Below are 16,739 nucleotides of genomic sequence, written 5' to 3' on the forward strand. Positions count from 1 at the left end.
GGGCTAGGAGGCCGGGCCGGTGCCGGCCGTCTCGGCCGCCGCGTCCAGATGGGGCTCCAACGCCGCGCGGACCCGCGCCGGCATCTCCCGCTTGGCCTTGGACGCCGGGTCGATGAACACGTGTCGCACCTCCCCGTCGGCGATGAGCCGCTCGCCCACCCGGAACACCGGACGCACGATCATGCTCGTCGTGCCCAGATGCGCCACCGGCATCGACACCGCCAGCACCTCGTCGAACCGCGCGCCCTCCCGGTAGCGGATCCGCGCCTCGGCCACCACCAGGTCGTAGCCGCCGTCCACCATCGCGCCGTAGTCGCCGATCAGCGCCCGCCACATCTCCGTCAGCGCCACGTCGTAGAAGAACAGGTAGTGGCCGTTGAAGACCACGCCCTGCTGATCGCACTCGCTGTACCGCACCCGCAGCCGATGCGTGAACACGTCCGCCATACCGGGCATCCTGCCTCATCCCGCGTACGCCGGACCCGCAGCCACCGCTTCATAAGCACCGCTTCTAGTGGCGAGAACATCTATCTCTTGGACTTCTGGGCATGCGGCGAGCAGCATGGAAGGCAGACCACGCACACGGAGGACAGAGACCATGACCGAATACGAGAAGGCCATGCGGCCCGAGGACATCACGCGGCTGTTCGTCGAACGCTCCAACGCCGGCGACGCGGCGGGCGTCGCCGCCCTCTACGAGCCCGGCGCCGTGATGGCCTACCCGCCCGGCTCGCAGACCGTCGGACGCGACGCGATCCGCGCGCTGTGGGAGAAGGTGCTGGCCGCCCGCCCCCGCTTCGAGCCCGAGGAACCGCTGCCCACGCTGATCAGCGGCGACCTCGCGCTCACCTCCACCCCGCCCCGCGACGGCGCCGGCGCCCGCGCCCAGGTCGTCCGCCGCCAGCCCGACGGCAGCTGGCTCCGCGTCCTGGACCAGCCCGAATTCGTCACCCCGCCCGGCGGCGGCCCCGCCTGACCGGCGCCCCGCCCCTCGGGCACGACCGGGCGGGCCGGAGGGCGGGCGCCGGTCAGGGGAGTGCGGCGATCTTGCGTTCCAGCACCGTCCGCTCCCGCTCGTTGCCGCACAGGCGCGCGGCGCGCTCCAGCTCGGCGCGCGCCTCGCCGCCGCGCCCCAGGCGGGTGAGCAGCTCCCCGCGGACGGTCGGCAGCAGATGCGACTCCGCCAGCGCCCCCGCCGCCGCCAGCCCGTCCACGATCGGCAGCGCCGCCGCCGGGCCCCGCGCCATCGACACCGCCACCGCCCGGTTCAGCTCCACCACCGGCGAGGGCGCCAGCCGGCCGAGCGCCTCGTACAGCACCACGATCCGGTCCCAGTCGGTCGCCTCGACCGACGGGGCGACGGCATGGCACTCGGCGATCGCCGCCTGCAGGCCGTAGGGGCCGAGGCCCCGCCCGGCCCGCACCGCGCGGGCCAGCGCGGCGTGGCCCCGGCCGATCGCGGCCCGGTCCCAGCGGCCCCGGTCCTGCCGCTCCAGCAGCACCGGCTCGCCGTCCGGGCCGGTGCGGGCCGGGAACCGCGCCGCGGTCAGCTCCAGCAGCGCCAGCAGGCCGTGCACCTCCGGCTCGCCGGGCATCAGCCGCGCCAGCACCCGCGCCAGGCGCTGCGCCTCCCCGGCCAGCTCCGCGCGGATCAGCTCCGCGCCCGAACTCGCCGACGCGCCCTCGGTGAACACCACGTAGATCACGTTGAGGACCGAGCCGAGCCGCCCGGCCCGCTCCGCGGCCGGCGGCACCTCGAACGGCACCCGCGCCGCGCCGAGGGTCTTCTTCGCCCGGGTGATGCGGGCCTGGACGGTCGCGGTCGCCACCAGGAACGCCCGGGCGATCTCGTCGCTGGTCAGGCCGCCGACCACGCGCAGCGTCAGCGCCACCCGCGCCTCCCGCGACAGCACCGGGTGGCAGGAGATGAACATCAGCGCCAGCACGTCGTCGTCGATGCGGTCCGGATCCCACAGCACGTCCCCGTCCGCCGGGTCCCCCGTCCCCGCCGGCCCGGCGGACCCGGCGGGGACGGCGCCCGCGGCGGCGCCGCCCTCGCCCAGCCCGCGGGCGAGGGCGGCGTACCGGTCGTCGCGGACGGCCCGGCGGCGGAACGCGTCGATCGCGCGCCGCCGCCCGACCGTCAGCAGCCACCCCGCCGGATTGCCCGGCACGCCGTCGCGCGGCCACGTCACCAGCGCCTCGGCCAGCGCCTCCTGCGCCAGGTCCTCGGCCAGCGCGAAGTCGCCGGTGTAGCGGGCGAGCGCGCCGACGATCCGGGCCGACTCGATCCGCCACACCGCGGCGACCGCCTCGCGGCCCGTCGCCCCGCTCATCCGCCCGCACCCCCGGCCACGGCGCCCCCGGCCACGGCGCCCACGGCCACGGCGCCCACGGCCACGGCGCCCCGGACCAAGGCGTGCACGGTCACAGCGGGTCCGGTCACAGCTGACCGGTGGCCTCGCGCCACGCCCGCTCCTTCTTGACCCACTCGTTGTCCTGCGGGAACTCGTCGATCGTGGTGACCCGCCGGATCTCGGTCTTGAAGCCCGGGCCCGTCATCGGCGACCGCTTCGCCCACTCCACGGCCTCCTGCTTGGAGGACACGTTCAGGATGTAGAAGCCGCCGAACAGCTCCTTGGTCTCCCCGTAGGGGCCGTCGGTGACCACGGGCGGCTCGCTGGAGTAGTCGACGACCACGCCCTCGGCGGCGTCGTCCAGGCCCTCGGCGGCCAGCAGCACGCCGGCCCGGATCATCTCCTCGTTGTAGCGGCCCACCGTCTCGATCATCTCGCCGAAGTCGGTGTCGGCCATCCCGGCGAAGGCCTCGTCGGTCGCGCGCATGATCAGCATGTACTTCATCGTCCTGCTCCCGGATCGTCCCGGGGGCCCTGCGGCCCCCTCCCATCCCTAGGTCGAACGAGGATGCCCCGGATCAACACGGCGGGCGAATTTTCTTCCGGACTTCTCCGGGCGGCTGAAACCTCGGCAAAGGTTGCCCCGGCTCGCGGGCACATGACCGTTATGGGCGGAGCGGGGCGGTTACCGTGCGTGAATGCCGCAGACGCCCGGCGACCCGTCCCGCGACAGGACCGAGGGCACCCCCGAGGGCACTCCCGGGGACACCCCCGCCTACGCGCCCGCCGACGTCCCGCCCGACGCGCCGCCCGACGACCCCGACGACCCCGGCGGCCCCGGCGGCCCCGGCGGCCCGCCCGCGCCGGCGAGGCGCCCCGACGGGCCGCGCCGGATGCCGCCGTGGCTGCCGCGCGCGTTCGTCCTCGCCGGGACGGTCGTACTGGCGTTCCTGGCGGTGCTGTGGCTGCTGGGGCGGCTCCGCGAACTGCTGCTGCTCCTGCTCACCTCGCTGTTCCTGGCCTTCGCGATCGAGCCCGCGGTGAACTGGCTGGCCCGGCACGGCTGGCGGCGCGGCGCCGGCACCGCGCTGATGTTCGTCGTCGTCGGGGTGCTGGCCGCCGGGTTCCTCGGCGGCATCGGGTCGCTGCTGGCCACCCAGGCCACCCACCTCATCAACGGGTTCCCCGGCTACGTCCGCCACCTCATCGGCTGGGTCAACGACACCTTCGGGACGCGGCTGTCGCAGGACACCCTGTTCCAGCGGCTCCCCACCGTCACCGGCGCCCTGTCGCGGCACCTGACCTCCCTCGCCCAGAACGTGTGGGGCATCGGCGCCACCGCGTTCGGCGTCATCTTCAAGGGCCTCGGCGTCCTGCTGTTCACCTTCTACCTGTCGGCCGAGGGGCCCCAGTTCCGCCGGACGGTCTGCTCCCTGCTCCCGCCGCGCCGCCAGCGGGAGGTCCTGCGCGCCTGGGAGATCGCCGTCGACAAGACCGGCGGCTACATCTACTCCCGCGGGCTGCTCGCCCTCATCTCCGGCGTCGCCCACTACATCGCCATGGCCGTCCTCGGCGTCCCCTACGCCGCGACGCTGGCGCTGTGGGTCGGGGTGGTGTCGCAGTTCATCCCCGCCATCGGCACCTACCTGGCCGGCGCGGTGCCCGTCCTGATCGCGCTGACCGCCTCCCCGGCGACCGCGCTGTGGATCCTGCTGTTCATCCTCGCCTACCAGCAGCTGGAGAACTACCTGCTGCAGCCGCGCATCACCGCGCGGACCCTGGACATGCACCCCGCCGTCGCGTTCGGGCTCATCCTCGCCGGCGCCGCCGTCGCCGGGCCCTTCGGGGTGCTGCTGGCCATCCCGCTCGGCGCCAGCGTGCAGGCGTTCGCCGGCGCCTACGTCCGCCGCTACGACATCGAGGAGCATCCGCTGACCGAGCCCGACCGCCCCGGCGCCCGCTGGTGGCGCTGGCTGCGCCGCTCATGACCGCCCGCCCCGGAGCCCGCGTCCGGGCCCGCGTCCCGGCCGGCGTCGGCGCCCGGCGTCGTGGCCCGGTGTCGTGGCCCGGTGCCGGCGGACGCCTCGTCGAGCATTGCCGTGGACGGCGCCGCCGCGCCGGGTTAGCGTGCCGGAGGAGAAGCATGATCATCGGGCAGCTCGGGGGCCGGAGGGAGCCGTCATGAACCGTCCCCGCACGCGCCGCCGGTGGGCCGTCGGGCTCACCGCCGGGATCCTCGCCGTCACCGCGCTGAACGCACTGGACGCGCCCGGCGCCCACGCCGGCACCCCACCCGGCCCCGGCGGCCCCGGCGGCCCCGGGGCGCACGGCCGGGACCCGGCGCTGCTGCGGATCCTGCGGTCGATGACGCTGGAGGAGAAGGCCGCCCAGCTGTTCGTCCTGCAGGTCTACGGCACCTCCGCCGACACCTCCGACCCCGCCGCCGTCGCCGCCAACCGCAGGCTCTACGGGGTCGACAACGCCGCGCAGGTCATCGCCCGCTACCGGCCCGGCGGGTTCATCTACTACTCCGACAACGTGCGCGACCCCGCGCAGGTCGCCGCGTTCTCCAACGGCATCCAGCGCGCCGCGCTGGCCCAGCCGCACCGCGTCCCCGCCACCATCGCCACCGACCAGGAGGGCGGCATCGTCGCCCGGATCCAGCCGCCCGCCACCCAGTCGCCCGGCGCCATGGCCCTGGCCGCCGGGCGCCGCACCGGCGACGCCCGCGCCCTCGCCCGCATCACCGGACGCGAACTGCGCGCCATCGGCGTCAACCAGGACTACGCGCCCGACGCCGACGTCAACACCGACCCCGCCAACCCCGTCATCGGCGTCCGCTCCTTCGGATCCGACCCCGGCCTGGTCGCCGGCATGGTCACCGCGCAGCTCGGCGGATACCGGGCCGGCGGAGTGACCGCCACCGTCAAGCACTTCCCCGGCCACGGCGACACCACCACCGACAGCCACACCGGCGTCCCCACCATCGACCACACCCGCGCCGAATGGGAGCGCCTGGACCTGCCGCCGTTCCGCGCCGCGATCGCCCGCGGCGCCGAAGCGATCATGACCGCGCACATCGTCGTGCCGTCCCTGGACCCCTCCGGCGACCCCGCCACCCTGTCGCGGCCCATCCTCACCGGCATCCTGCGCGAGCAGCTGCACTACCGCGGCGTCATCGTCACCGACGCGCTCGACATGCAGGGCGTCCGCGACAAGTACGGCGACGAGAACATCCCCGTCCTGGCCCTCGAGGCCGGCGCCGACGTCCTGCTCAAACCGCCCGCGGACGCCGACGGCACCGGCCTGTTCCCCCGCCAGCTCGCCGCCGTCGTCGACGCCGTCCGCACCGGGAGGCTCACCGAGCGGCGCATCGACGCGTCGGTCTACCGGATCCTGGACCTCAAACGCCGCCGCGGCCTGTTCCGCGACCCCTACGCCGACGAGTCCCGCGTCGGCCGGACCGTCGGGACGCCCGCGCACCTGGCCGCCGCGCAGCGCGCCACCGACCGCACCACCACCCTCGTCCGCAACGACGCCGGCGTCCTGCCGCTGCGGCCCGGCCCCCGCGACGTCCTGGTCACCGGATGGGGCGTGGCCACCACCGCCGCGATCGGCACCGAGATCGCCCGGCGCGGCGCCACCGCCACCGTCCGGCAGACCGGCATCAGCCCCGGCCCGGCCCAGATCGACCAGGCCGTCGCCGCCGCCCGCGACCAGGACCTCGTCGTCGCCGTCACCAACCGCGCCTGGGACGCCGAGGACGAACCCGGCCACAACGGGCCCGGCCAGATGAACCTCGTCAAGGCGCTCATCGCCACCGGGAAACCCGTCGTCGTCATCGCCGTCCGCGACCCCTACGACATCGCCTGGTTCCCCGAGGCCGCCACCTACCTCGCCACCTACTCCTACACCGCCGAAGCGCTCCGGTCGGCCGGCAAGGCGCTGTTCGGGGAGCTGAACCCGTCCGGGCGGCTGCCCGTCGCCATCCCCGCCCGCGACGACCCCGGCACCGTCCTCTACCCGTTCGGGCACGGCCTCCGCTATCCGCACTGACCCCCGCACTGACCCCCGCCCGGACCCCGCCCGGACCGCGGGACGGAAAAGGCGGCGGCCCGGTTCCGCGGCGGCAGCCGCAGCCGCCGCGGAACCGGGCCGGGCACCGTCCCGCACACGCCCCCGCCCCGCCGCCGACCGGCGGAGGCGGGGCACCGGGGTCACGCCTGCCGCGCGCCGATCGACTTCATCAGCGTCGGCCAGATGAACTTCGACTCGCGCACCCACGCCGGCCAGTTGTGGCGGCCGTCGCCGTAGATGTGCGCCGTGTAGGGGATCTTCAGCTCGTCCAGCCGCTTCTGGAAGTCCTTGTTGTTCGCGCCGACCGCGATCTCGCTGAGCAGGCCGATGTCCCACGGCGCCACGTCCGGGTCGCCCGGGCCCGGACGCCCCGTCGTCCCGGCGGAGAAGAACAGCCCCGTGCCGCGCAGCTTGGGCGCCAGCGTCGCCGGGTCGTGCGCCTGCCAGTTGGCGTCGTCGGCCCACGGGACGCCCCAGATCGCGAACGGGTCCTGCCCGTTGCCGGCGTTGGTGAACATCAGCATCGCCGGCATCCCGATCGAGCGCATCGACAGGATCCCGCTCAGCGACGCCGCGTACCTGAACATCCCCGGGTGCCGCGCCGCGTACGCCATGGCGCCCGCGCCGCCCGAGGAGTTCCCGATCACCGCGCGCAGCGCGCCCGCGTGGTAGTTGCGCTCCAGCAGCTGGCGCACCTCGGCGGTGTGGAAGGTCTCCCACTTGGGCGTCCCGCCCTTGCCGTAGTTGTACCAGTCGGTGTAGGAGCCGTTGTCGCCCTCCGGCATCACCACGATGACGTTGTACTTGGCGGCCCACGCCTCGATGTCGGTGTTGCGCGTCCAGGAGGTGTAGTCGTCCTGCCCGCCGTGGAAGGCGTACAGCACCGGCCACGTCGCGGACGAGTCCCGCTTCCAGTTCGCCGGCAGCAGCAGCCGGGCCTTCACCGACGTGCCGAGCGCCGGCGAGTCGATGGTGATGTCGACCTCGCGGGAGGCGATCTTCTTCTCCGCGGTGATGCGCGCACCGTCGTCGGCCCTGACCGGCCCCGCCAGCGCCTGCGCCGACCCGGCGCCCACCGCGCCGATCCCGGCGACGAGGACGACGCCGATCGCGCCGGACGCCAGCGAACGCCGCCAGTGCACCCGGTGGGACCGGCGGCGGAGGGTGGGTGTCATCTGCTCACCTCGCGATCAGGCCCGACCCCCGTGGCCGCGCGACTCCGGGAGAGTGTCCTCGCCCGAGCCGAAATGATCTACATGGGCGGGTTACAAGAAATGGGCGCGGCGCTGTGGAGAAGTGAGTCATCCGGCCGCCTCGGCCAGCAGCGCGGCCAGCTCCCGGGGCCTGGAGAACATCGGCCAGTGCCCGGTCGGCAGCTCCCGGTAGGTCCAGCCGGGGCCGGTCATCCCCGCGAACACCGGGTGCCCGGCCCCGCCCATCTCCCGCACCGCGGCCAGCGGGATCGTGGTGGCGATCAGCGTCCGCGGCGTGTCCGGCAGCGGATCGGGGCGCGCCGCCGGCTGCGTCGCCGTCCCGAACGGCTGCGGCGTGGCCCGCTCGCGCATCGCGGCCAGCTGCGCGGCGGTCAGCCCGGCGAGGTTCACCGGGTCGGCGTCCGGGTCGAACGGCGGCACCGGGATCCACCGGCCGCCGCCCTCCTCGGCGACCGCCCGCTCCAGCTCCGCGCGCGCGTCCGGGTCGTGGAAGTCGATCGCGGCCATCCCGGACGGCATCGGGCCGGTGTCGACGTACACGACCCGGGCGATCCGGTCGGGCATCCGGTCGGCGGCGCCCGTGACCGCCATGTTCGCGCCGCTGTGCGCGACGAGGACGACGCCGCGCAGGCCGCCGTCCTCGATGACCCGCGCGATCCCGGCGACCTGGGCGTCGACGTCGACGCCGCCCGGGCCGGGCGCGGGCTCCGCGGCCCGCTCGGCCTGCCCGGCGGGAGTGACGGCGCGGACGTCGTGGCCCGCCGCGCGCAGCACGGCCGCGACCTCGTCCCACGCCCACGCGCCGAGCCAGTACCCGGGGACCAGGACGAACGTCGCCGCCCCCGGCCGGACGTCCATGCCCGCGTCCATGCCCGCGGTCGGGTCTGCGGTCGGGCCGGTGGTCGCTTCGGTGTTCATCGGGCGTCCTCTCATCGGTGGGTACACCCGCACGCTACGGTGAATACCGGACAGGATCCGCCCGGATCAGGGGAGTGACCCGTGCCACAGCCGTCCCACCCGACCACCCGCGTCCTGGCGATGCTGGAGCTGCTGCAGGCCCACCACCGCATCGGCGGTGCCGAACTGGCCCGGCGGCTCGGCGTCGACGAGCGCACCGTCCGCCGCTACGCCGCCCGCCTGGACGACCTCGGCGTCCCCGTCACCGCCGACCGCGGCCGGCACGGCGGCTACCGGCTCATGCCCGGCTACAAGCTGCCGCCACTGATGCTCACCGACGACGAGGCCGCCGCCGTCCTCCTGGGCCTGCTCGCCGGACGGCGGATGGGCCTGCCCGGGCAGGCCACCGAGACCGCCCTGGCCAAGGTGCAGCGCGTCCTGCCCGCCGCGCTGCGCGACCGGATCCAGGCACTGCGCGACACGCTCGGGTTCACCGCGCCCGACCGGACCGCCCCCGCGGCCGCCGCACCCGGCACCGGCACCGTCCTCACCCTGGCCGCCGCCGCCCGGGAGCGGCGCCGCGTCCGGGTGCGGTACCGGTCCTGGCGCGGCGAGGACAGCGAACGGGACCTCGACCCCTACGGGCTGGTCTTCCACTCCGGGCGCTGGTACGTCACCGGCCACGACCACCGCAGCGGCGAGACCCGCACGTTCCGCGTCGACCGGATCACCGCCGCCGAGCCGGGCACCGCGGCCTTCGAGGTCCCCGGCGACGTCGACCCCGTCCGGCACGTCACCGCGTCACTGGCGCGCGTCCCCTACACCCACGAGGTCGAGGTCGTGCTGGACGCCGCCCTCGACGAGGCCCGCCGCCGGATCCCCGCATCGGTCGCAACGCTCACCGAGGCCGCGGCCGAAGACGGGGGAGTGGTGATGACCATGCGCGCCGAACGCCTGGACGGGGCCGCGCGGATGCTGGCCGGGCTGGGGTTCGGCTTCACCGTCCGCCGCCCCGACGAGCTGCGCGGCCACATCCGCGACCTCGCCCGGTCACTGGAGGAGCAGGCCGCCCGGTGAACCCGGGCACGGACCGCGGCGGCCCGGTCGCGGAAGGCCGGTCGCGGAAGGGTCAGGCCGAGCGGGCGTCCCACTCGTGGCGCAGCATCGCGTAGACGACCTCGTCGGTCCACTCGCCCTTGACCATCTCGTTCTGCACCAGGTGCGCCTCGCGGCGCATCCCGAGCCGCTCCAGCACCCGCGCGGAGGCGGCGTTGCGGCCGTCCAGCCGCCCGCACACCCGGTGCAGGTCCAGGCCCTCGAACCCGAGCCGCAGCACCACCTCGGCGGCCTCGGTCGCGTACCCCTTGCCGTGGAAGGCCGGGTTGAAGATGTAGCCGATCTCGCCCTGCCGGTGCTCGCGGCTGCGCCACTGCAGGTTGACCTCGCCGATCAGGTCGCCGGTGTCGCGCCGCACCACCGCCAGCACCAGCCAGTCGCCCTCCTTCTCCACCGTGGAGGCGCCCATCTTCTGCTTCAGGAACGAGCGCGACTCCTCCAGCGTGCGCGGCTCCCAGTACAGGTAGCGCGCCACCTCCGGCAGGGACTGGTAGGCGTACAGGCCCTCCAGGTCGTTCTCCTGGAACGGGCGGAGGGCGAGCCGCCCGGTCTCGATCGGGTACACGGGACGGAGCATACGGTGATCCTATTCACCGCATTCGCCCTCGTGCGACCCGTGAATCCCCGGTAGCCCGCCGGGTACCGCTAGGAGCGGCCCTCCGGCGGCCGCACGCGGCTCGCACCGGGCCCGGACCCGGCGCCCCCCTCGCTGCCCCGCGATCCGCCCGGCGATCCGCCCGGCTTCTGGTCGTTCGTCCCGTCCTCCACGCCGGTCTCGCGGCGCTCCGCCTCGTCGAAACCGCGGGTGTCGCGGAACTCCACGTACGGCTCCTCGTCCGGCGGAGTGCCCCCGGCGATGGCGCGGCCCCGCTCCAGCTCGGCGTTCAGCTCGGCGCCCAGCAGGATCGCCAGGTTCGTGATCCACAGCCAGACCAGGAAGATGATGATCGCCGCGAGGCTGCCGTAGGTCTTGTTGTAGGAGCTGAAGTTCGCCACGTACACCGCGAACAGCGCCGACGCCGCCAGCCACAGCGCGATCGCCAGGAGCCCGCCCGGCGCGAGCCCCCGGAACCCGCGCTTGGCGTTCGGCGCGGCCCAGTACAGCAGCATGAACAGGAACGCCACGACCAGCAGCAGCACCGGCCACTTGGCGATGTTCCACACCGTCACCGCCTGCGACCCGGCGCCGATCACATCGCCGACCTTGCGGGCCAGCGGCCCGGTCACCACGACCGCGATCGCCGACGCCGACAGCAGCACCAGGGTGACGAGGGTGACGCCGATGCGGAGCGGGAGGGTCTTCCAGATCGGACGGCCCTCGGGGATGTCGTAGACGATGTTGGACGCCTGCATGAACCCGCCGACGTACCCCGACGCCGACCACACCGCGCCGAGGAGGCCGACGATGGCGATCGCGCCGGCGCCGCCGCTGCTGCCCTGCAGCTGCCGCACCGAGCTGACCAGCAGGTCGCGGACCGCGCCCGGCGCCATCGTGCCGATGTTGGCGATCAGGTCGTCGGTCGTGGACCTGCCCGCCAGCCCGACCAGCGACACCACGACCAGGATCGCGGGGAAGATCGACAGGATCGAGTAGTAGGTGAGCGCGGCCGCCCACGCGGTCAGGTTGTCGTTCTGGAACTCGCGCACCGTGCGTTTCAGCGCACCCACCCACGAGGTGGGCGGCGCGTCGGCGATGACGCGGGGGGCGGGCACGCTGGGCATCGGCCGTCCTCTCGGCGAGGGTCAGTGCGGCGCAGGGGCGAATGCGGCGCCGGGTCGGCGGGCGCGGTCAGCGGGAGCGGCCGAGGCGGCGGCCCTTGCCGCGGCGCACCTTGACGGCGCGGCGCCGCCCGGTCGAGACGCGGACCCGCACGGGCCCCATCCGCCGGGTGGTCGCGCGGCGGCGGCGCATCCACACCGCCGCCACCGCCACGGCGCCCGCCGAGGCGATCACCACGCCGCCCTGGCGGGCCCGGGCCATGGTCTCCTCCGAGCCCGCGGCCCGCCGCACCGAGGCCGCCGCGTCCCGGGCCCGGCTCCTGGCCTGCTCGGCCTTCTCCCGGGCCATCGCCTTCACGTCGGCCTTGGCGGCCAGCTGCTCGACGGTCTCGCCGAGCTCGTGGCGCGCCCGGTCGACCTCCTGGCGCAGCTCCTCGGTGCCGGCCTCGGCGCCGTGCTTGCGCTGCATGGTCATCGGTGCGTCGCCCTCTCCTTCAGCTCCGCCACGGCCTGCCTGGCCTCGTCCATGGCCTGCTCCGGTTTGGCGGGCGTGGCGCGTTTGGTCTGCGAGAGGCCGAGCAGCGCCAGGACCGCGGCGACCAGCATCAGGAACCCGCCGATGATCAGCGCCGCCGCCCACACCGGCAGCGCCAGCGCGATCGCGGCGACGGCCGCGGCCAGCAGCACCGCCAGCCCGTACAGGGCCACCAGCGCGGCGCCGCCGAACATCCCGGCGCCGGTGCCGGCGTGCCGGCCCTTGTCCTTCAGTTCGGCGACGGCCAGCCGCAGCTCGGCGCGCATCAGCTCCGACACCTGCTGCGCGGCCTGCCGGACCAGTTCTCCGGTGCCCGCCTCCCCGCGTCCGCCGTGGAACTCCGGGGCGTGCGCCCGGGTCTGCCTGTGGGCGCCCAGGTTCTCGGCCGCGGTCTCGCCGTCATGCGTCGGCCGCACGATGCTCATAGCCTCAGGCCTCCTCCGCGTTCTGGTTTCGACGCCTGAAGCAGGAGTTCCCCCTCGTCAGAGGCTAAACGTGTCCGCTCCCCGACAAAGGGTGAACACGGGCCGCCACGCGTGCCGCGCCGCGTTCCGGGGGCGGGTCAGGGGCGGGTCAGCCGCGTCCGACGTGGGACGGCATCGCCGTGGCCAGCACCGTCATCGACTGGACGTTGGCCTCCAGCGGCAGGCCGGCCATGTAGAGGACGGCGTCGGCGACGTGCCGGACGTCCATCACCGGCTCGGCCCGCACCGTCCCGTCGGCCTGCAGGGTCCCGGTGCCGAACCCGCCGGTCATGTCGGTGGCGGCGTTGCCGACGTCGATCTGCCCGCAGGCGATGCGGTAGGGGCGGCCCTCCAGCGACAGGGTCTTGGTGAGACCGGTCACGGCGTGCTTGCTGGCGGCGTAGGCGACCGTGCGGGGACGCGGGGTGTGCGCCGACAGCGACCCGTTGTTGATGATGCGGCCGCCCTGCGGGTCCTGCTCCTTCATCATCCGGAACGCCTGCTGCGCGCACAGGAACGCGCCGGTGAGGTTGGTGTCCAGGACGGTGCGCCACTCCTCCAGGGAGTAGTCCTCGACGGGCGCGGACGCCCCGAACACGCCGGCGTTGTTCACCAGCAGGTCCAGCCGCCCCCACCGGCCGGCGACCGCGTCGAACAGGCCGCGGACCGAACCGGGGTCGGTGACGTCGGCGGGGACGGCGAGGGCGTCCCCGGCGCGGGCGTCCCGGGCGGTCTCGTGCAGCCGCTCGGCGCGGCGGCCGGTCAGCGCGACGCGCCAGCCGGCGGCCAGGAGCGCGGCCGCGACCGCGGCGCCGATGCCCGATCCGGCGCCGGTCACCAGCGCCACCCGTCCGCCCATGGCCCGCCTCCCCTTGTCCCGGCCGGCCCCCATTATCGCCGCCGGCGGAGACGGCGCCGGCTGCGGCCGGGGGCGGGCGGCTAGGCGGTGGTGAGCCAGTCGACCCGGTGCGCCTCGGTCGGGTCGGGGGTCTCCCAGCGGCGCAGCAGCCGGTCGACGACCGCGTCCGGGACGGGCGCCGGGCGGGCCCGGTTGCGGTCGCACAGCACGCGCGGCGGCGCCTCCAGCGCGACGACCTCGACCCGCGCCCGGTAGCGGGCGGCCAGGCCCGTGCACGCCTCGCGCTGCCGCCGGGACACGTTGGTGGCGTTCCACACGAACGACCGCCCGGCGCGCAGGTGCCCGCGGGCCTGCTCGTGGGCGGCGGCGGCCACGGCGCGCTGGTCCCCGGCGGGCGACACCCCCAGGTCGGCGCGGAGCCTGTCCAGGCTGACGACGGGCAGGTCCGGGCGGTTGGCGGCGATCCAGTGGTCCTTGCCGGCGCCGGGCAGCCCCGACAGGACGGTCACGGTGCAGCGGGTGTCGTCGTGGGCGGCGTAGGCGGGGTCGCGGCCGGGCGTGCGGAAGTACCAGAACCGGGCGTGGTCGGACGGGAACGCCCGCGGCGCGTCCAGGCAGTCCTGCTCGGCGCAGTACTCCCCGTACAGGGCGACGTTGTCGAGCAGCTCGGCGGCGTCGGGGCAGACGCGGCCGAGGATGTCGGCCGACGCCAGCAGCACCAGGTCGTCGTTGCGGGCCAGCAGGCTCGCGCGGAAAACGATCTGCTGCAGGTCGGGGCGCTCCAGCGCCCAGAACGGCACCTGGTGGTGGCGGATCAGCGCCGCCACGTGCTCGCGCCAGGCGACCGGCGCGCCCAGCTCCCACAGGATGCGCCGCGCCATCAGGTCGCCGCGCCGGGAGTGGCCGCGCGCGGTGATGCGGCCGTCGTCGCCGGTGGCGGTGCAGTGCGGCTTGGCGACGTCGTGCATCAGCACCGCGGTGAACAGCCGGACCCGCTCGGCGGCCGGGCGGGCCCGCCACGCCGGCAGCGACGCCAGCGCCTCGCACGCCATCCGGGTGTGGACCTCGACGTCGCCCTCGCCGTGGAAGACCGCGTCCTGCGGGACGCCGGCCAGGTCGCGGACCCAGCCGAACGCGTCCCGGATCCCGCGCCAGGGCACCTCCCAGTGCGGCGGGGCCGGGCACAGCTCCTCAAACACCCGCATACAGCACCTCCGGGTCGGCGAGGCCGTTGGCGACGATCGGCCGGTCCAGCCAGTGGGTGCCCGCGTCCAGGATCGCGGTGAGGAACCCGGCCCGGACCCACTTGTAGCGGCCGACGGTACGGCCGTCCTCCTCCACCTTGATGTAGAGGCCCTCCATGTCGTCGGAGGAGTCGGTCTCGGCGGCGACGCGGCCGGGGTCGGCGCCGCCCGCCTCGGCCGCCGCGCGCAGCGCGTCCCGCCAGCCGGGGGTGCGGCAGGTGGACGGGCCGACCAGCGCGGTCAGCGCCGCCAGGTCCGGCAGCGGCCCCTCGTGCAGGACGGGCACCGGCACCACCGGCGTCCCCTCCAGCAGCTCCCGGCGCCGCGGCGTCGACAGGAACGTCCCGTCGCGCAGGTCGAGGACGTCGAACTCGCAGAAGTAGTGGGGGAGGGCGTCGTAGAAGACGGTGTGCTTGGCGTACAGCCATTCCCCGTACAGCACGTACCGGTCGCGCAGCCGCTCGCGCAGGACGTGCTGCACCGACGCCGCCCACGCCTTGAACGGCCCGAACTGGCGCTCGCGCGGCCCGCCGGCCAGGTAGTGCCCGCGGCTCTGCAGCCGCAGCTCCCCGGCGGCGGTGAAGCTGATGCCGGCGTTGGCGCCGTCGAGCTTCTCCTCCACCACCAGGTGCCGCCCGGCGATCGCCGCGAACGGCGCCGCGGCGAGGTCGTGGTCGCCGGGCTGGAGCCGCGATCCCGCGATGTGCCGGGTCCGGGGGTACTTGCGGAGCATGCCGTCCGTTGTAGCGGGCCCCGGTGATCACGCCAACCGGTTTTCGCCCCGGCTCCGCCCTGCGGGGGCCCGCAGGGCGGGGCTCAGCGGGACGGCGCTCAGCGGGACGGGACGATGCGGGTCAGCGCGAGCGCGATCAGCCACAGCCCGGCGCTCACCCACGCCAGCACGTGCAGGCCGGAGACGAACGCGGGGCGCAGGGCCGGGCCGGCGACCGCCCCGTACACCGCGACGCCCAGCGCCGTCCCGGCCTGCCGGGCGGTGTTGTTGAACCCGCCGGCGAGGCCCGCGTGCGCGGGCGGCGCGGCGCGCATCGCGGCGGCGACCACGGCGGTGACGATCAGGCCGTCGCCGATCCCGACCGCCAGCAGCACCGGGAGCAGCGCCCCGTACCCGCCGCCGGGGCCGGCGGCGAGCAGGGCGGGCGACCCGGTCGCGGCGATCGCGGTGCCGGCCGCGAGCGGCACCCGCGTGCCGAACCGGGCGGTGAGGCGGCCGCTGACCGGCGCCAGCAGCGCCAGCGGGACGGCCATCGGCAGCAGCATCGCCCCGGCGGCCAGCGCGGAGCGGTCCCCGGCCTGCTGCAGCCGCAGCGTCGCCACGAACAGCACCCCGTTGCTGACCAGGTTCATGATGAACGCGATGGCGTTCGCGCCGAGGAACGCCGGGGCCCGCAGCAGCCCGCCCGGGATCATGGGCGCCGCGGCGCGCCGCTCGGCGACGGCGAACGCCGCCCCGGCCGCGACCGCGATCCCGGCGGCGGCCACGGCACTGGCCCGGTGGCCGTGGCCCGCGGCGATGACCGTCCACACCAGGCCGCCGAGGGCCAGCGGCGCCAGGACCATGCCGGCGCGGTCCAGCGGGACGTCCGGCCGGGGCGGGCGGGGCTCGCGGACGAGCGCGAGCACCCCCGCGGCCGCCACCGCGGTGATCGGCGCGTTCAGCAGGAAGATCCACCGCCACCCGGCCGTGTCGACCAGCAGCCCGCCCAGCAGCGGACCCGCCGGCAGCGCCGTGGAGGAGACGCCCGCCCACACCCCGAGCGCCCGCGCCTGCTCGGCCCGCCCCGGATACAGCGCCGTGATCAGCGCCAGGCTGCCGGGCAGCAGCAGCGCGGCGCCCGCGCCCTGCACGACCCGCGCCGCGACCAGCGGCCCCGCGCCGGGCGCGGCGCCGCAGGCCAGCGACGCCGCCCCGAACAGGGCGAACCCCGCCACGGTGACGCGGCGGTGCCCGATCCGGTCGCCGAGGGCGCCGCCGCCGAGCAGCAGCCCCGCGATCGCGACCGCGTAGCCGTCCACGACGCCCTGCAGGCCGGGCAGGCCCGTGTCCAGGGCCCGGCCGATGCCGGGGAGTGCGACGTTGACGATCGTCACGTCCAGCAGCACCAGGAACATCCCGGCGCACAGGATCGCCAGCATCGCGCCGCGGCGCGGCACCGGGCCCGGCGCGCCGGCCGCGGTCCGCCCGGTGGCGGGGTTCGCAGAGCTCATGCCTCCACCGTGGCCCGCCGACGTTTCGGCG

17 protein-coding genes are annotated in these 16,739 nt (G+C 75.5%); 4 read left to right on the top strand and 13 right to left on the bottom strand.

From position 1 onward, the window contains the following. Nucleotides 1-3 precede the first annotated feature (3 nt). Nucleotides 4-447: an acyl-CoA thioesterase gene (locus ABFX46_RS17295; RefSeq protein ID WP_346043313.1), complete on the bottom strand. Its 444-nt coding sequence runs from the start codon at nucleotides 445-447 to the stop codon at nucleotides 4-6. A gap of 151 nt (nucleotides 448-598) precedes the next feature. Here ABFX46_RS17295 and ABFX46_RS17300 point away from each other — a divergent pair, with 151 nt between their 5' ends. Next, complete coding sequence (locus tag ABFX46_RS17300) at nucleotides 599-976, top strand: YybH family protein (RefSeq protein ID WP_346043314.1); 378 nt, start codon at nucleotides 599-601, stop codon at nucleotides 974-976. A gap of 52 nt (nucleotides 977-1,028) precedes the next feature. Here the strand turns inward: ABFX46_RS17300 and ABFX46_RS17305 are convergent, their stop codons facing one another. Together ABFX46_RS17305 and ABFX46_RS17310 are read right to left on the bottom strand one after the other, a co-directional pair. Continuing rightward, entirely contained in the window at nucleotides 1,029-2,336 is a 1,308-nt protein-coding gene (locus tag ABFX46_RS17305) for an RNA polymerase sigma factor (RefSeq protein ID WP_346043315.1), read from the bottom strand. Nucleotides 2,337-2,442: 106 nt separating this feature from the next. Beyond that, a complete protein-coding gene (locus tag ABFX46_RS17310) occupies nucleotides 2,443-2,862 on the bottom strand; it encodes a YciI family protein (RefSeq protein WP_346043316.1) in 420 nt (139 codons plus the stop codon). A gap of 193 nt (nucleotides 2,863-3,055) precedes the next feature. Between ABFX46_RS17310 and ABFX46_RS17315 the strand changes: the two genes are divergently transcribed. Together ABFX46_RS17315 and ABFX46_RS17320 are read left to right on the top strand one after the other, a co-directional pair. Then, nucleotides 3,056-4,345: an AI-2E family transporter gene (locus ABFX46_RS17315; protein WP_346043317.1), complete on the top strand. Its 1,290-nt coding sequence runs from the start codon at nucleotides 3,056-3,058 to the stop codon at nucleotides 4,343-4,345. A gap of 193 nt (nucleotides 4,346-4,538) precedes the next feature. Continuing rightward, a complete protein-coding gene (locus tag ABFX46_RS17320; protein ID WP_346043318.1) occupies nucleotides 4,539-6,413 on the top strand; it encodes a glycoside hydrolase family 3 protein in 1,875 nt (624 codons plus the stop codon). A gap of 161 nt (nucleotides 6,414-6,574) precedes the next feature. Here the strand turns inward: ABFX46_RS17320 and ABFX46_RS17325 are convergent, their stop codons facing one another. Both ABFX46_RS17325 and ABFX46_RS17330 read right to left on the bottom strand, forming a co-directional pair. Further along, a complete protein-coding gene (locus ABFX46_RS17325; protein WP_346043319.1) occupies nucleotides 6,575-7,609 on the bottom strand; it encodes an alpha/beta hydrolase in 1,035 nt (344 codons plus the stop codon). A gap of 126 nt (nucleotides 7,610-7,735) precedes the next feature. Beyond that, nucleotides 7,736-8,566 carry an alpha/beta fold hydrolase gene (locus ABFX46_RS17330; RefSeq protein WP_346043320.1) on the bottom strand — a complete coding sequence of 277 codons (831 nt, stop codon included), beginning with the start codon at nucleotides 8,564-8,566 and terminating at the stop codon, nucleotides 7,736-7,738. Between the two features lie 81 nt (nucleotides 8,567-8,647). Here ABFX46_RS17330 and ABFX46_RS17335 point away from each other — a divergent pair, with 81 nt between their 5' ends. Further along, nucleotides 8,648-9,622: a helix-turn-helix transcriptional regulator gene (locus ABFX46_RS17335; protein WP_346043321.1), complete on the top strand. Its 975-nt coding sequence runs from the start codon at nucleotides 8,648-8,650 to the stop codon at nucleotides 9,620-9,622. Nucleotides 9,623-9,674: 52 nt separating this feature from the next. On the opposite strand, the gene ABFX46_RS17340 is transcribed toward ABFX46_RS17335, so the two are convergent. From ABFX46_RS17340 to ABFX46_RS17375, 8 genes are all read right to left on the bottom strand, one after another. Then, complete coding sequence (locus ABFX46_RS17340) at nucleotides 9,675-10,238, bottom strand: GNAT family N-acetyltransferase (RefSeq protein WP_346043322.1); 564 nt, start codon at nucleotides 10,236-10,238, stop codon at nucleotides 9,675-9,677. 68 nt (nucleotides 10,239-10,306) lie between these two features. After that, nucleotides 10,307-11,383, bottom strand: a complete 1,077-nt coding sequence (locus ABFX46_RS17345) for a YihY/virulence factor BrkB family protein (protein ID WP_346043323.1) — start codon at nucleotides 11,381-11,383, stop codon at nucleotides 10,307-10,309. Nucleotides 11,384-11,450: 67 nt separating this feature from the next. Continuing rightward, nucleotides 11,451-11,855 carry a DUF3618 domain-containing protein gene (locus ABFX46_RS17350; RefSeq protein ID WP_346043324.1) on the bottom strand — a complete coding sequence of 135 codons (405 nt, stop codon included), beginning with the start codon at nucleotides 11,853-11,855 and terminating at the stop codon, nucleotides 11,451-11,453. Further along, nucleotides 11,852-12,340 carry a phage holin family protein gene (locus tag ABFX46_RS17355; RefSeq protein ID WP_346043325.1) on the bottom strand — a complete coding sequence of 163 codons (489 nt, stop codon included), beginning with the start codon at nucleotides 12,338-12,340 and terminating at the stop codon, nucleotides 11,852-11,854. The genes ABFX46_RS17350 and ABFX46_RS17355 overlap by 4 nt, the downstream gene beginning before the upstream one ends. Before the next feature lie 148 nt (nucleotides 12,341-12,488). Then, nucleotides 12,489-13,238 carry an SDR family oxidoreductase gene (locus ABFX46_RS17360; RefSeq protein ID WP_346043326.1) on the bottom strand — a complete coding sequence of 250 codons (750 nt, stop codon included), beginning with the start codon at nucleotides 13,236-13,238 and terminating at the stop codon, nucleotides 12,489-12,491. A gap of 80 nt (nucleotides 13,239-13,318) precedes the next feature. After that, nucleotides 13,319-14,443 carry an AAA family ATPase gene (locus tag ABFX46_RS17365; RefSeq protein ID WP_346043327.1) on the bottom strand — a complete coding sequence of 375 codons (1,125 nt, stop codon included), beginning with the start codon at nucleotides 14,441-14,443 and terminating at the stop codon, nucleotides 13,319-13,321. Then, nucleotides 14,430-15,215, bottom strand: a complete 786-nt coding sequence (locus tag ABFX46_RS17370; RefSeq protein ID WP_346043328.1) for an RNA ligase family protein — start codon at nucleotides 15,213-15,215, stop codon at nucleotides 14,430-14,432. The genes ABFX46_RS17365 and ABFX46_RS17370 overlap by 14 nt, the downstream gene beginning before the upstream one ends. A 98-nt stretch (nucleotides 15,216-15,313) precedes the next feature. Beyond that, entirely contained in the window at nucleotides 15,314-16,708 is a 1,395-nt protein-coding gene (locus ABFX46_RS17375; RefSeq protein ID WP_346043329.1) for an MFS transporter, read from the bottom strand. Nucleotides 16,709-16,739 lie beyond the last annotated feature (31 nt).

The sequence above is a fragment of the Actinomadura chokoriensis genome (genome assembly GCF_039529475.1).
Taxonomy (GTDB): domain Bacteria; phylum Actinomycetota; class Actinomycetes; order Streptosporangiales; family Streptosporangiaceae; genus Spirillospora; species Spirillospora bangladeshensis.

Coding starts and splice junctions, on each gene's coding strand:
- ABFX46_RS17295 (WP_346043313.1), bottom strand. CDS start 447: ATGGCGGACGTGTTCACGCATCGGCTGCGGGTGCGGTACAGCGAGTGC.
- ABFX46_RS17300 (WP_346043314.1), top strand. CDS start 599: ATGACCGAATACGAGAAGGCCATGCGGCCCGAGGACATCACGCGGCTG.
- ABFX46_RS17305 (WP_346043315.1), bottom strand. CDS start 2,336: ATGAGCGGGGCGACGGGCCGCGAGGCGGTCGCCGCGGTGTGGCGGATC.
- ABFX46_RS17310 (WP_346043316.1), bottom strand. CDS start 2,862: ATGAAGTACATGCTGATCATGCGCGCGACCGACGAGGCCTTCGCCGGG.
- ABFX46_RS17315 (WP_346043317.1), top strand. CDS start 3,056: ATGCCGCAGACGCCCGGCGACCCGTCCCGCGACAGGACCGAGGGCACC.
- ABFX46_RS17320 (WP_346043318.1), top strand. CDS start 4,539: ATGAACCGTCCCCGCACGCGCCGCCGGTGGGCCGTCGGGCTCACCGCC.
- ABFX46_RS17325 (WP_346043319.1), bottom strand. CDS start 7,609: ATGACACCCACCCTCCGCCGCCGGTCCCACCGGGTGCACTGGCGGCGT.
- ABFX46_RS17330 (WP_346043320.1), bottom strand. CDS start 8,566: ATGAACACCGAAGCGACCACCGGCCCGACCGCAGACCCGACCGCGGGC.
- ABFX46_RS17340 (WP_346043322.1), bottom strand. CDS start 10,238: ATGCTCCGTCCCGTGTACCCGATCGAGACCGGGCGGCTCGCCCTCCGC.
- ABFX46_RS17345 (WP_346043323.1), bottom strand. CDS start 11,383: ATGCCCAGCGTGCCCGCCCCCCGCGTCATCGCCGACGCGCCGCCCACC.
- ABFX46_RS17350 (WP_346043324.1), bottom strand. CDS start 11,855: ATGACCATGCAGCGCAAGCACGGCGCCGAGGCCGGCACCGAGGAGCTG.
- ABFX46_RS17355 (WP_346043325.1), bottom strand. CDS start 12,340: ATGAGCATCGTGCGGCCGACGCATGACGGCGAGACCGCGGCCGAGAAC.
- ABFX46_RS17360 (WP_346043326.1), bottom strand. CDS start 13,238: ATGGGCGGACGGGTGGCGCTGGTGACCGGCGCCGGATCGGGCATCGGC.
- ABFX46_RS17365 (WP_346043327.1), bottom strand. CDS start 14,443: ATGCGGGTGTTTGAGGAGCTGTGCCCGGCCCCGCCGCACTGGGAGGTG.
- ABFX46_RS17370 (WP_346043328.1), bottom strand. CDS start 15,215: ATGCTCCGCAAGTACCCCCGGACCCGGCACATCGCGGGATCGCGGCTC.
- ABFX46_RS17375 (WP_346043329.1), bottom strand. CDS start 16,708: ATGAGCTCTGCGAACCCCGCCACCGGGCGGACCGCGGCCGGCGCGCCG.